The sequence below is a fragment of the uncultured Nostoc sp. genome (genome assembly GCF_964245575.1).
Lineage (GTDB): Bacteria > Cyanobacteriota > Cyanobacteriia > Cyanobacteriales > Nostocaceae > Nostoc.
This window is the reverse complement of the sequence record NZ_CAXTNP010000230.1, coordinates 1-13,130: the sequence shown is the minus strand read 5'-3', so window position 1 is coordinate 13,130 and position 13,130 is coordinate 1. Positions and strand designations below refer to the sequence as shown.

Below are 13,130 nucleotides of genomic sequence, written 5' to 3'. Positions count from 1 at the left end.
AGTAAATGGTGTCGCTGAAATAACAAATGGGTTCGCCGAAATAACAAATGCGATCGCCGAAATAACAAATGCGATCGCCGAAGTAACAAATGCGATCGCCGAAATAACAAATGCGAGCGCCTTTCACTAATTTCTCAATCAATAAACCTCATGCGCTGCGGAATATATGCTATAATTGTTCGCCAGCACTTCCTACTGCATTAATCGCAGCCTCCAGAGCGATCGCTACATGAGTCCAATGAGTCCCCCCCTGGCAATAAACCACATACGGCGATCGCATTGGCCCATCTGCCGATAATTCCAAGGTACTCCCTTCAATAAATGTCCCCCCAGCCATGACTACCTGGCTCTCGTACCCCGGCATTTCATCTGGAACAGGGTCAAGATAGGAACCTATAGGAGAATGCTGTTGTATGGCTTTACAGAAGGCAATTAGCTTTTCGGCAGAACCGAGTTTAATTGCCTGAATTACATCCCCACGGGGCGCTAAAGGTGCGGGATTCACTGGATAACCAAGTTTGTCAAATACATAACCAGTAAGATAAGTCCCTTTCATCGCCTCTCCTACCATTTGCGGAGCCAGAAATAAGCCTTGGAACAGCAGGCGATTTTGGTCAAAAGTAGCACCGCCATAACTACCGATACCGGGAGCAGTGAGGCGACAGGCGGCGGCTTCCACTAAGTCGGCGCGACCTGCAACATAACCGCCAGCACTGACAATAGTACCACCAGGATTTTTAATCAATGACCCTGCCATTAAATCAGCACCTACGGCTGTAGGTTCTCTGGTTTCAATAAATTCGCCATAGCAGTTATCCACAAAGCAAACGGCGTTCGGGTTTTGCTGTTTGACTAAGTGGACGATTTTTTCAATATCAGCAATTGATAAACTAGGACGCCAAGAATAGCCACAAGAACGCTGAATTAAGACTAAACGAGTGTTTTCAGCCACACTAGTTCTTATTGCTTGCCAATCTATAGTTCCTTCGGGGGTTAGCTCTAATTGGCGGTAATTTATGCCAAACTCAATAAGGGAGCCTTGACCTTGACCCCGTAAACCAATGACTTCTTCAAGCGTATCGTAGGGAGAACCAACCACTGCTAACATTTCATCTCTAGGACGGAGTACACCAAACAAAGCACAGGCGATCGCATGAGTTCCCGAAACGAACTGCACTCGCACCGCCGCCGCCTCGGCACCCATAACTTCGGCAAAAACTTTATCTAAAGTTTCTCGTCCTAAATCATCGTGACCATAACCACTTACACCAGCGAAGTGGTGTGCGCCTACACGGTGATTACGAAAGGCATCCAGCACTCGTTTTAGATTATGCTTGACCTGAGCGTCAATACCAGAAAAAATTTCTAATAGTGCCTGTTCTGCTTGCCGCAGCTGTTCTAAGCTGTTCATCAGTTCCTCGTTCACAAAAAATTATTATAGATATGCGGATTTTAAGATCGCGCAGACTAGGCTGGAAAATTCAAATTCAGGTTACTGCATGACAATTGCTACCTCAACAAAACCTCAAATCAACTGGGTTAATACCCTATTTTTCATTGGACTGCACATCGGCGCTTTATTTGCCTTTCTTCCTGGTAACTTTAGCTGGACGGCAGTTGGTGTGGGTTTCTTGCTGTACTGGGTGACTGGTGGTTTAGGCGTGACTCTAGGATTTCATCGCCTTGTCACCCACCGCAGTTTTCAAACTCCCAAGTGGCTAGAGTATCTCCTGGTTTTCTTCGGCACACTTTCCTGTCAAGGAGGCCCAATTGAGTGGATCGGGACACATCGCATTCATCATCTAAACTCTGATACTGACGCTGATCCCCATGATTCTAACAAAGGCTTCTGGTGGAGCCACATGGATTGGCTGATTCACTACTGTCCCGCTCACGCTGACGTTCCTCGTTTCACCAAAGACATTGCCGAAGACCCAGTTTATCAGTTTTTAGAAAAATATTTTATTTTGATCCAGGTTGCTCTAGGTGTATTGCTTTTGCTTCTAGGTGGCTGGCCCTTTGTTATTTGGGGAATTTTTGTTCGCATTGTCTGGGTTTATCACTGCACTTGGTTGGTGAACAGCGCTACTCATAAATTTGGTTATCGGAGCTATGATTCTGGTGATAGATCGACTAATTGCTGGTGGGTAGCCGTACTAGTTTTTGGTGAAGGCTGGCACAATAACCATCATGCTTTTCAATACTCAGCTCGTCATGGGCTGGAATGGTGGGAAATCGATTTAACTTGGATGACTGTTCAATTGCTCCAAGCAGTTGGTCTAGCTACTAATGTGAAGTTGGCCCCAACAAAAGTTAGTTAGCAGTAGAGACGCGACGCCAGTCGCTACAACGGGGGGAACCCCCGCAACGCGCTGGCTCATTAATCGCGTCTGTACAGGAGAGACGCGATTAATCGCGTACAGGAGAGACGGGATTAATCACGTCTGTACAGGAGTGAGGATGTGTAAGGTTTTCAACTCATAATTCATCACTTCTAACTCCTGACTTTTCAAAAAGCTATTTACTGGTGCGCTTGTGTCGGTTACATTGCTATAATCCGAAGCGCTAATATTAAGAAATTTTGCGGCAAGCCACTTTTTTAGTGACTTGGTGGAGGAGTTTGTTGTTTTTCAGGTGTTCATGACTACATCAATAATTAATAGCCAGAAACTAAGTGACGAGCCTGGTAATTCCGACTTCCGGCTCAAAGATATTGTCAAAACCCTGCCACGGGAATGTTTTCAGCAGAACAGTCGCAAAGCTTGGACACAAGTACTGCTTAGTGTCTTGGCGGTTGCCTTGGGCTATTACAGCCTGATTATCACTCCTTGGTTTCTCTTGCCCCTAGCTTGGATTTTTACGGGCACTGCTTTAACAGGTTTTTTTGTAATTGGCCATGATTGTGGTCACAGGTCTTTTGCCAAACGTCGTTGGGTAAATGATTTGGTGGGGCATTTCTTCATGATGCCGTTGATTTACCCCTTTCACAGTTGGCGTATTAAGCATAATTATCACCATACTCATACCAACAAGCTGGATGAGGACAACGCTTGGCATCCAATCAGACCAGAAGTGTTTGAAAATTGGGATAAAACCCGGCAGTCTGCTTTTAAGTTGTTCATGCGTAAACGCCTCTGGTGGGTAGGTTCCATTGGACATTGGGCTGTGGTGCATTTTGATTGGCGGAACTTCAAAACGAAAGACCAATCGAGTATCAAGCTTTCTGTGGCTGTAGTAGTTGTGTTTGCTGCGATCGCTTTCCCGACTCTCATTGCCACAACTGGTATCTGGGGATTTGTCAAGTTTTGGCTAGTGCCCTGGATGATTTACCATTTTTGGATGAGTACTTTTACCATTGTTCACCATACTGCCGCAGATGTTCCTTTTGCGACAGCGAACAAGTGGAACGAGGCTCTAGCACAGTTATCTGGCACTATCCATTGCGATTATCCGCGCTGGGTAGAAGTCTTGTGCCACGATATTAATGTTCATGTCCCTCATCATATTTCCACTGCGATTCCTTCTTATAATTTGCGGCTAGCTTACAGCAGCATCAAAGAAAATTGGGAGCCTTATCTGCATGATGAGTGTCAGTTTTCTTGGCCTTTAATGAAGCAGATTACAGACCAATGTCAACTATACACAACTGATGTTGGCTATAAGACTTTCGACGAACATTACACAGAGCAATAAATAGCGCTGTGATTACACTCCCGCTCTCGTCGGTTCGAGAGCGTTTATCATGCTGTGTTTAAATAGAATCTGGCAATTATTTACTGACTAAAATTGTTAGGCAAATTGCCAGAAATTATCCTCTTGCATGTTAGCGATCGCTAGTTTCGTGGGCATCCTAGAGGTGAGATAATTTTGTCTCAAATAAAGTTCCGATTTATATCCAACAAAAGAATCCAGTGCCATCAAATATCATCAGTTTCAACAATCCTCTTAGCAGTGAAACCTCTGAGGATACGACTAAATTACCTTTCACTCTTCAAGATTTAAAAACTGCAATTCCTGCTGAGTGCTTTCAGCCAAATGTGACAAAATCGCTTTTTTACTTCTTTCGTGACATCCTGATTATTGGTCTGCTTTATGCAGTTGCTCATTACCTGGATTCTTGGCTTTTCTTCCCGATTTTCTGGCTAATGCAAGGAACGATGTTTTGGGCTTTGTTTGTAGTCGGGCATGACTGCGGACACCAATCTTTTTCTAAGCAGAAATGGCTCAATGATTTGATTGGACATCTTTCTCACACACCAATACTTGTTCCTTATCATGGTTGGCGGATTAGTCACAGAACTCATCACAAAAATACTGGGAATATTGATAACGATGAAAGCTGGTATCCTGTGACAGAATCACAATACAAGGAGATGCCTTTAGCCCAGAAGATAGGTAGATATTATGTTTTTCTCTTGGCTTATCCTGTGTATTTGTTTAAGCGTTCTCCTAATAAAGAAGGCTCACACTTTTTGCCCAGCAGTTCGCTTTTCAAACCATCGGAAAAATGGGATGTCATCACTAGCACTGTACTTTTGATTGGCATGGTAGGTTTGCTAGGTTTCCTCACCTACCAATGGGGTTGGATGTGGTTGCTGAAATATTACGCTGTGCCTTACCTTGTATTCATAGTTTGGCTAGATTTAGTGACATTCTTGCACCACACTGAGCCAGAGCTTCCCTGGTATCGTGGAGAAGATTGGACTTTCCTCAAAGGCGCAATTTCTAGTATTGACCGTGATTATGGTTTGGTTAATCATATCCATCACGATATCGGTACTCATGTTGCTCACCATATATTCCTTAACATCCCTCACTACAATTTGCTGAAGGCAACTGAGGCAATAAAACCAGTGATGGGTGAGTATTTCCACAAATCCGAAGAACCAATTTGGAAGTCAGTATGGAATTCATGTATCAACTGCCATTTTGTCCCTGATACTGGTAGTAAGGTTTACTACACATCCAACAATAAGTTAGCTAAAAACTAAGATTCAGATTCCCGGCTTCTTTAAAAAAGTCGGGAATCTTGTATTTTCGTCAATGTTTTCTGACTATTGACCATTTAGCACTCCCTGATTTAGATAAACTTTTAGAAAGGTTGTATTAAAGATTACTTAAATACTTTACCAAAACTTCCCTTTTGAGGGGCGATCGCATATTACATTATTAGTTATTCTAACTCTGGCAGTATTTGAGCATTCTTAGGCTGCCGGAAATTTCAACTTCCTAGCTGTAAAATAAAATATAGATAGATGACGTTCCCCAGATTCTAGGGCAGATCGCAACCTTTGCGCTAGACTCTTTTTCTTGCTTGCGCAGAAGACACCAGTTAAATTTATCTTGATGTATTGACTTAAGACCATTACCTGCTAAGGTTATTAATCAGCACAGACTAGACTATATATAGTATAGACAATTTACCCAAAACTCTTTCCAACTTTGAAATTAGAGGTATCAATGATTATAACTAATTTTAGCAAACAAAGAAATGAATTTAAAGAACCTAAAGTACTCAAAGCTAAACCACATTGGCAAGGGCAAAATTTGAGCGATACTCCTGTCAAAAGTAAAGATACCAAGACGGAAGATACAGCACCTGATAGTTCAATTTTAAATAACTTGAATCGTGGTCGAGTTGCTATTTTTATTGATGGCTTAAGCCTATTTCATACAGCGTTACAACTCGGTATAGAAATTGACTACGTTAAATTGCTTTGTCATTTAACTAACGGTTCAAGACTGTTGCGTGCTTTCTTTTATACTGGGGTTGATATCACAAATGAAAAGCAACAGGGTTTTTTATTGTGGATGCGTCGTAATGGCTATCGTGTAGTAGCTAAAGATATCACGCAACCAGCAGAAAATTTCAAAAAATCAAATTTGAACGTAGAAATTGCTGTAGACATGATAACTTTAGCTCCTTATTATGATACTGCGATTTTAGTCAGTGGCGATGGGGATCTAGCCTATGCTGTGAATGCTGTCAGTAGAATGGGGGTTCGGGTGGAAGTGGTGAGTCTACAAAATACCACTAGTGAAAGTTTGATTGATGTTGCTGATTGCTTCATTGACCTTGATAGTATTAAGGCACACATTCAAAAAGATTCTAATGTTGGCTATAGTTATCGCACGCCGTCAAATTCAAACCTTTAAAACCCTTGTTAAAGGTAGGTAAACTTCCCCCACAGTATACTAGTACTCTATCGCAAAAGTAATGATTAGGTGAAAAAGTTTGTACTAAGGACTTTAGTGCGGGATTTATAAGCACGCTTTGTGCTTACTACGAACTCATCAAAATTAATGCGATAGACCACTAGTACTCTATGGCAAAAGTAATGATTAGGTGAATCAGTTTTAAATTTCTCTTCTTTACCTCTTATACTTCTCTGCGAGACGCTGCGCGTAGCTTGCTTCCCCGCAGGGGTACGCGCTCTTTGCGTCCAACTCTTAGAGACGCTGCGCGAATGCGGTTCGTTCTCTTAACTCTCAGAATTAATCACACAGACCACTAGTCCCCAGTTCTATTTGCGTATTTTGCTCGACCCTAATTGAAATGGATATTTTAATCGTTGAAGATGAACCAGAAATTGCTCGTTTAATCGAACTCTCTTTAGAAAAAGAAGGATTTTTTTGTCGCACTAGCCGCGATGGCATGAATGCTTTGCGGATGTTTCTTGAGCTTCCACCTGATTTAATCATTCTGGATTTAATGATTCCTGGTTTAGATGGGTTGGAAGTTTGTGCTAGAATTCGCCAGAAACCAGGTGCAAAAGATCCTTACATTTTAATGCTCACGGCTAAGGGTGAGGAGATTGATCGCGTCATTGGTCTATCTACTGGTGCTGATGATTACATGGTTAAACCCTTTAGCCCCAGAGAGTTAGTAGCTAGGGTGCGGGCACTATTGCGGCGTAGCCTCCGCCAAGGGGGACAGCATCAAGTCAATCGTACCCAACACTTTTTTGTCGATGTAGACCAGCGTACTGCTAGTCGTCAGATGGATTCCAAAGAAGTTGAGATTTTAGACTTAACTACCCTAGAATTTAACTTGCTAACTACCTTTGTCAGCAATCCTGGTCGAGTTTGGAATCGCACTCAACTAATTGATAAACTTTGGGGAGATAACTTTTTTGGCGATGAACGAGTGGTGGATACTCATGTAGCTCGGTTGCGAAAAAAGATTGAGCCTGATTCGGCAAATCCTACTTTTATTAAAACTGTTGTTGGGGTGGGCTATAAATTTGAAGATCCTCTGGTAGGGTAAATCTTATGAAAATGGGGCTGAGAGGGCGCCTATTTCTCTCCCACTTAGTAGTAATGATCGTGGGGGTAGCTAGTCTGGTGAGCATCAGCAAAATTTCTTCCCCTCGCTTGTTTGTACTACATTTGGAACGATTAGAAAATCAGGGGTTTGACTTAATCGATGTCCGTACTGAATTGGTTGCAGGATTTGAACTTGCTTGGCAGCGAAGCACTATTTGGTCAGTGTTAGTTGGCACCACCGCCGCCGGAGGATTGAGTTACTGGGTGTCCAGACGGATTATGCAGAGGTTGACCGAGATGGAACAAATCACCCAAAAATTTGCTGTTGGTCAGATGGATGCACGACTACCGATGTCTGACATTCCAGAACTTAATGGATTGGGTGCTAGTTTCAACCGGATGGCAGCCAGTTTAGAAGGGGTAGAAGCGCGGCGGCGAGAAGTGATTGGAGACATGACCCATGAATTACGGACTCCGTTAACAGTGGTGCGCGGTTATTTGGAAGAACTGGCTGATGGGGAAATTGAAGCGTCTCCTGAAATTTATCGGCGTTTAGCTAAAGAAACTAGGCGGTTAGAGCGGTTAGTGAACGATTTACAAGAACTGTCTAAGGCAGAAGCTGGCTATCTACCAATTAATATCCAACGGGTAAATCTGCGTCCGTTGTTAGAGTCATTAGTAGAGAAATTTACCGACCAGCTATTAGAAGATGGGCCAGTTCTGGTATTGCAATGTCCATCTGTGCTGCCTCCTGTATTGGCAGATATTGACCGCACAGAACAGGTGTTAGTTAATTTGCTGGGTAATGCAGTGCGTTACACGAATGAAGGTTCAATTACCATTCGTGTTGGCACTGAAGCTTCTTTTCTCTGGATTGCGGTTATAGATACAGGTATTGGTATCGCTCCAGAAAATTTACCCCATGTGTTTGAGCGCTTCTGGCGAGCTGACCAATCGCGCGATCGCCATTCGGGAGGCACTGGTATTGGTTTAACTATTTCCCGTCGTTTGATTGAACTACAAGGCGGTCAGATTCAGGTAGAAAGCGAGTTGGGAGTTGGCAGTACGTTTCGGTTTTTTCTGCCTTTGGCTTGAGTTGAGTCAAAACCCTTGACATACAAGGGATTGACATAAGGTAGTCACGGCTGTGTCATACCCAATTGCTAATTTGAAAGTATCCAAAGTCTTTGTTTTTTGATCGATGCCGAGATTTTGGAAATGCATACAGTGTAATATTATGTCTACTTTTATTTTGGCTGCTTTTTTGGTTAGTTTACTTAGTGCTTCGGGTTATGCTGCGATCGCCTACCTGTTCCCTCAAAATCGTTCCCAAGACTGACCAAATAACAATCTCTTGCTATTCAAGCTTAAAGAGCGATTGCAAAAATTTAGCAATAAATTCACGGTTCTTGGTTCAATACCTTATTGGTCAGTGGTGATGATCGCGATCGCAAAGCCATCGTATCCTTTACTGCCCACAGTCTGGATTGCCGTAGCGCTGACGCGCGGCTCAGAGGCGAGTAGTTCGTTGAAGCGACGCACCCCTTGGACGCTAGGATCGCTGCTGGTGGCATCAATCACCGCTCCGTTACGCACAACATTATCGGCAATGATTAGGCTACCGCTACGGGAAAGCTTGAGTGCCCATGTGAAGTAATCTGGATTGTTTGGCTTGTCGGCGTCAATGAAGATCAGGTCAAATGTATGACCCTCGGCGGCAATCTGTGGCAGCGTAGAGAGTGCCTGTCCGAGGCGCAGGTCAACAATATCTGACAGACCCGCATGGGCGATGTTGGCGCGGGCGATTTCGGCGTGCTTTGGGTTAGCCTCCAGGGTGATCAGACGGGCGTTGCTAGGTAAGGCCCGCGCTAGCCAAATAGTACTGTAGCCGCCCAGCGTGCCAATCTCCAGGATGCTTCGCGCCCCTTGGATTTGCGCCAACAGCAGCAGCAGCTTGCCCTGGTTTGGCGAAACGTTGTGCGGTGGCAGTCCGGCTGCCGCGCTGGTCTGGAGCGCCGCATCCAGCGCGGGGTCGGGCGGCACAAGTAGATTGGTAAAGTAATGATCGACCGCAGTCCATTGCTCTTGAGTCATAGATTCTCGCTTTTTACCCTATCTATAAAATACTTAAGATTAGGTGTCGGAGATTGCTTCATCGGAGAGGATTGTAATGATTTCATCCAATGGACGATCGCGATTGCATTCTTCTGGTGTTTCCTTACCCAAGGAGGTTTCTTTCACCAAGCGGTAAACGTCGGCTGCACCGTAAAAAATGCGCTCAGTCAGACCTAACTCTTTAAAAGTTTCTGCAATCTCTTCCATTTCTCCTATCCAACGATGCGCTTTCGGTGTCATCGATGGAATCGAACGGGTTAATATGCTAGCAAGTTCCTGTTGGCTACTAGACACTTCATCCCATAGTTGCTTATCCAAGCCTAAACGATGGGCTGCTATTAGTAATTCTGTGCCGATTGCTGTAAGTCCTTTTGTCAGGGCTGCATAGGACATTTTCAAACCGGAAGCTTGACCAATTTCATCACCAATCACCCGCACATCCAAGCCATGATCCCGCAGTTGTAGGAGTTGACTGGCGTGTTTTCCCGAAGCATAAATGCGGGTGCGATTGGGAACTCGTGGTGGTGGGCCAATAATTGATGCATCTACGAATGTTCCCCCAACTGATTCAATAAGTTGGCTGATACTGATGACTTTTTGGGGTGCGATCGCATTACAGTCAACGTAAAGAATGGGTTTACCAACATTGCTGATCGCCTCAGCTACAAGATTCGCTGCTTCGGTGGCTGCTGCGGGGACTAGAACTGACAAGACTACATCAGATTCAATTACTAGTTGCGTGAGGGAACCTACATCTTGGATGTTGGCTGCGGCTGCTAATTGCCGAGTTCGTTCACTGCGATTGTCTAAAGCAGCAATAGTTTTCAATCCATTTTGATTGAGAACAGCTGCGATCGCTTGTCCCATATCACCTGGACTTAAAATACCAATAGTTTGGATAGGCATGGAAAGTTTTATATTTACTTTGTCGCTGACAAGTTAATTCAGGTAATTGAGCGGTCAAAAAGTACGATAATTCGATATAGATATCGTATTTAAATCAAACCACGGATAAGCTTAACAAGCAAGCTATCTGCAAAGAGATAAGCAGGAGGCAGGAGTAAAAGAATCTTCATATCTATAGGGATTTTGATGAATTGCAATCCACCCCTACCAGCAGTTGTGCATCAACGCTGTAGTTTCAATCCCTAATAGAAATTTTAATGAATTGCAATTGAGAAAAGCAAACGGAAGAACACCCGCAGGTATGGTCTGAATATCAATAATCAGGACGGATGAAAACCCTTTTTCTAGAACTTGCAAGTTTTTCATGTTCAGAAGGGATTGGAAAGAGAAGATTTAAACGCAGACGCAGAGGTTAACGCATAGGCGCTTTGCCTTCTTGCAGGGTAGGAACGCAAAGTAAAAACTAATGGGATTAAAATCGCTGACCTGTAGTAATTTCAAATCTAACTTCTCCTTGGTTGCTAATTCCTAAGTCGCCTCGAATCAGCCCAAAGGATGACTTGACTCGCAATCCTAAGCCGTAACCAAAGCCACTTCCAGGTTTGTCTCGCAGCACTCCTGGTTCTCCTAGCACGGTTTCGCTAGATCCGAAATCTGAGGCGAGGTCAGTAAAGAGAACTCCTCCGATTGACTGTAAAATTGGGAAACGATATTCCACCGAAGCTAAACCATAACTGCGACCACTGGCAACTTTACCATAACCGTAACCTCTGACAGAATCTAGCCCACCAATATTAAAGGCATCAGCTGGTGGAAAGTCTCCAATAGTTGTACCAATTTGTAAATTAATCGCCAACATTTCTGGATTGTCGGTTGGTCTAGCATTCCCTATCCAACTGACTGGTAAATACTGAATATAGTCTCCCTGTAGGCGGTTGCTGGAAATATTACCCAATCCAATGGGAATCGCTTGTTCTGTACTCAGGGTGAGGATTGATCCTTGAGTCGGATTGTCTTTGCGATCGCGTTGATCTCTGGATAAAGCGAATGATACTATAAATAGGTCATCAATGCCAGTACCGCTCACAGATAGGGGACTCCCTAATCTATCGACCTGTGCAACGTTATATTCTTGATCGCGTAGGCTAATCCTGGTATAGTTGAGAGCCACTGATGTATCCCACTCATCAAAAGCTCCTAAAACTCCCACAGAACCCCCAAACCTTCCCTCTCGCACTTTGTTGCCGTTAGACAATCTGATATCTTCGTTGAAGGTTCCCGATATATTTCGACTACGAAAACCTCTAATGCTATAGCCTAAGCGGTTTGGTTCTCCAGGACGATAACGACTAGTGAATTGACCATTAAACTGGACATCTTTACTGCTGAACTGCACAGTTGTATCTAATTTATCGTTAAGACCGCTAATATTTGCATCTTTGTAACCTACCCGCCCATATAACCCAACATCATCGTTATTACCGCCTCCTAAGATTAGAGAAGGGAAGTCACGCTCTTTGATTTTATAAATGATATAAATACTCTTTGCATCTTCTTCTCGATCAACATTTACTTGATTAAATGACTCTAATCTCCTCAATCGTTGCAAGTCTGCTTGAAGTAAATCTTCACGGAATACCTGACCAGGTTTGAGTCTTAGCAAACCAATGATAAAATCTGTCTGAGTCCGCCCTTTGATCGGCTGACCTTTATCATCAAACAACTCACCTTTGTAATTAATAAAACGAATCTGGATGTCTTTGACAACTTTTTGAGAAAATTCAAGGGTCTGGTTATCTCCTGAAGTGACTCCTATATAATCACCATATTTGGCATACTCTCCTATATGGATCGTAGCTTCCGGGGTAACAATACCACTAGATCCATCCTGAGTAGAAGATTGCGAGTCTGCAAGGACTTCTAGATTTTTCCCACCCACTAACATTACTGCGATCGCAACTACAGTTATTTGAACTCGCATATTGAAAATCCGTTAGTGTTATTAAGTTTACTACGTAGAGCGGATCTGTTGTGCGTAAATTCTATATGAACCTTGCTACTGGGTATCCTAAAATCCGGTTGCTGGCGCCAGTACTCAGTATAAACTCTCAGGCTGTTTTCTGCGATCGCTCTTGATAAAGTCCTCAAAGGTTTAGAGTTTACGCTACTGTCAGAAAAAGGTATAGTCTAGAAAATAGAACCTCTTCCCGAATCCTATGACAGAGGAATACTCAGGTTTTAAGCTCTTATTTAGCTTTTTATAGAGAATTACAATGGAGAATTATCTGCTAAATCCACTAATAAATAAAAAGCCATGAGAGAAAAACCTAAACAACAAGTGCGTATCTGGGCGACCTTTTGTCATTTATCGGCTTTCTTAGGGTGGATATTATTGGTTTTTTTAGTATTTATTGGTATTCCCTTATATTTACCTTTAAATCTTTTAGCTCCATTGTTAATTTGGAAATTAAAAAAAACACAATATCCGTGGATTGATTTCCAAGGTAAGGAATCTCTAAACTTTCAGATTTCTTTAACATTATATATTTTATTTGTTATTGCTATATTCTTAGTTATAGTCTTCACTAGCTTGAGTTTTGCAGTAACTACCCATACTTCAAGTAATGAGATAAAAAACACTTTAGATAATTTATTACTTGTACTTATATCATTAATTTCATTTAAACTTGTACTACAATCGTTTGTCGTGAGTTTTGCCTCTATAAAAGCTTACAATGGTGAGCATTATCGTTATCCTTTGACAATTAGAGTTTTACGATAAAAAAATGATTAAGCTTCTGTTATTTAATATCTACAATTTTCCAACAAAGATTAAACATTTT

12 protein-coding genes are annotated in these 13,130 nt (G+C 42.8%); 7 read left to right on the top strand and 5 right to left on the bottom strand.

Annotation, left to right across the window (positions count from 1 at the left end; translation table 11 throughout):
* Positions 1–169: 169 nt before the first annotated feature.
* Entirely contained in the window at positions 170–1,411 is a 1,242-nt protein-coding gene (locus ACFFAP_RS28240; protein WP_375514338.1) for an aminotransferase class I/II-fold pyridoxal phosphate-dependent enzyme, read from the bottom strand.
* A gap of 88 nt (positions 1,412–1,499) precedes the next feature.
* Here ACFFAP_RS28240 and ACFFAP_RS28235 point away from each other — a divergent pair, with 88 nt between their 5' ends.
* Both ACFFAP_RS28235 and ACFFAP_RS28230 read left to right on the top strand, forming a co-directional pair.
* Positions 1,500–2,321 (top strand): acyl-CoA desaturase, encoded by an 822-nt coding sequence (locus ACFFAP_RS28235; RefSeq protein WP_375514337.1) that lies wholly within the window; start codon positions 1,500–1,502, stop codon positions 2,319–2,321.
* 319 nt (positions 2,322–2,640) lie between these two features.
* Positions 2,641–3,693, top strand: coding sequence for a fatty acid desaturase (locus tag ACFFAP_RS28230; RefSeq protein WP_375514336.1), 1,053 nt, complete (start codon positions 2,641–2,643; stop codon positions 3,691–3,693).
* A gap of 96 nt (positions 3,694–3,789) precedes the next feature.
* Here ACFFAP_RS28230 and ACFFAP_RS28225 read toward each other — a convergent pair whose 3' ends face one another.
* Complete coding sequence (locus ACFFAP_RS28225; RefSeq protein ID WP_375514335.1) at positions 3,790–3,918, bottom strand: hypothetical protein; 129 nt, start codon at positions 3,916–3,918, stop codon at positions 3,790–3,792.
* Here ACFFAP_RS28225 and ACFFAP_RS28220 point away from each other — a divergent pair.
* From ACFFAP_RS28220 to ACFFAP_RS28205, 4 genes are all read left to right on the top strand, one after another.
* Positions 3,912–4,991, top strand: coding sequence for a fatty acid desaturase (locus tag ACFFAP_RS28220; RefSeq protein WP_375514334.1), 1,080 nt, complete (start codon positions 3,912–3,914; stop codon positions 4,989–4,991). The genes ACFFAP_RS28225 and ACFFAP_RS28220 overlap by 7 nt on opposite strands.
* 469 nt (positions 4,992–5,460) lie before the next feature.
* Entirely contained in the window at positions 5,461–6,156 is a 696-nt protein-coding gene (locus ACFFAP_RS28215; protein WP_375514339.1) for an NYN domain-containing protein, read from the top strand.
* A 400-nt stretch (positions 6,157–6,556) separates the two neighbouring features.
* A complete protein-coding gene (locus ACFFAP_RS28210; protein ID WP_375514333.1) occupies positions 6,557–7,267 on the top strand; it encodes a response regulator transcription factor in 711 nt (236 codons plus the stop codon).
* Positions 7,268–7,272: 5 nt separating this feature from the next.
* The gene (locus ACFFAP_RS28205; protein WP_375514332.1) at positions 7,273–8,361 is read left to right on the top strand and encodes a sensor histidine kinase; all 1,089 of its coding nucleotides are present in this window, start codon (positions 7,273–7,275) and stop codon (positions 8,359–8,361) included.
* A gap of 327 nt (positions 8,362–8,688) precedes the next feature.
* On the opposite strand, the gene ACFFAP_RS28200 is transcribed toward ACFFAP_RS28205, so the two are convergent.
* From ACFFAP_RS28200 to ACFFAP_RS28190, 3 genes are all read right to left on the bottom strand, one after another.
* Positions 8,689–9,360 carry an O-methyltransferase gene (locus tag ACFFAP_RS28200; RefSeq protein ID WP_375514331.1) on the bottom strand — a complete coding sequence of 224 codons (672 nt, stop codon included), beginning with the start codon at positions 9,358–9,360 and terminating at the stop codon, positions 8,689–8,691.
* Positions 9,361–9,399: 39 nt separating this feature from the next.
* On the bottom strand, positions 9,400–10,287 hold the full coding sequence (locus tag ACFFAP_RS28195) for a DUF1932 domain-containing protein (RefSeq protein ID WP_375514330.1): 888 nt from the start codon (positions 10,285–10,287) through the stop codon (positions 9,400–9,402).
* Between the two features lie 472 nt (positions 10,288–10,759).
* A complete protein-coding gene (locus ACFFAP_RS28190; protein WP_375514329.1) occupies positions 10,760–12,268 on the bottom strand; it encodes a BamA/TamA family outer membrane protein in 1,509 nt (502 codons plus the stop codon).
* 333 nt (positions 12,269–12,601) lie between these two features.
* Here ACFFAP_RS28190 and ACFFAP_RS28185 point away from each other — a divergent pair, with 333 nt between their 5' ends.
* Entirely contained in the window at positions 12,602–13,069 is a 468-nt protein-coding gene (locus tag ACFFAP_RS28185) for a DUF4870 domain-containing protein (RefSeq protein ID WP_375514328.1), read from the top strand.
* Positions 13,070–13,130: the final 61 nt, after the last annotated feature.

Excerpts from the sequence above, each read along its gene's own strand:
- ACFFAP_RS28185 (WP_375514328.1), top strand. The coding sequence starts at position 12,602 with ATGAGAGAAAAACCTAAACAACAAGTGCGTATCTGGGCGACCTTTTGT.
- ACFFAP_RS28235 (WP_375514337.1), top strand. The coding sequence starts at position 1,500 with ATGACAATTGCTACCTCAACAAAACCTCAAATCAACTGGGTTAATACC.
- ACFFAP_RS28225 (WP_375514335.1), bottom strand. The coding sequence starts at position 3,918 with ATGGCACTGGATTCTTTTGTTGGATATAAATCGGAACTTTATTTGAGA.
- ACFFAP_RS28200 (WP_375514331.1), bottom strand. The coding sequence starts at position 9,360 with ATGACTCAAGAGCAATGGACTGCGGTCGATCATTACTTTACCAATCTA.
- ACFFAP_RS28205 (WP_375514332.1), top strand. The coding sequence starts at position 7,273 with ATGAAAATGGGGCTGAGAGGGCGCCTATTTCTCTCCCACTTAGTAGTA.
- ACFFAP_RS28195 (WP_375514330.1), bottom strand. The coding sequence starts at position 10,287 with ATGCCTATCCAAACTATTGGTATTTTAAGTCCAGGTGATATGGGACAA.
- ACFFAP_RS28230 (WP_375514336.1), top strand. The coding sequence starts at position 2,641 with ATGACTACATCAATAATTAATAGCCAGAAACTAAGTGACGAGCCTGGT.
- ACFFAP_RS28210 (WP_375514333.1), top strand. The coding sequence starts at position 6,557 with ATGGATATTTTAATCGTTGAAGATGAACCAGAAATTGCTCGTTTAATC.
- ACFFAP_RS28190 (WP_375514329.1), bottom strand. The coding sequence starts at position 12,268 with ATGCGAGTTCAAATAACTGTAGTTGCGATCGCAGTAATGTTAGTGGGT.
- ACFFAP_RS28240 (WP_375514338.1), bottom strand. The coding sequence starts at position 1,411 with ATGAACAGCTTAGAACAGCTGCGGCAAGCAGAACAGGCACTATTAGAA.
- ACFFAP_RS28215 (WP_375514339.1), top strand. The coding sequence starts at position 5,461 with ATGATTATAACTAATTTTAGCAAACAAAGAAATGAATTTAAAGAACCT.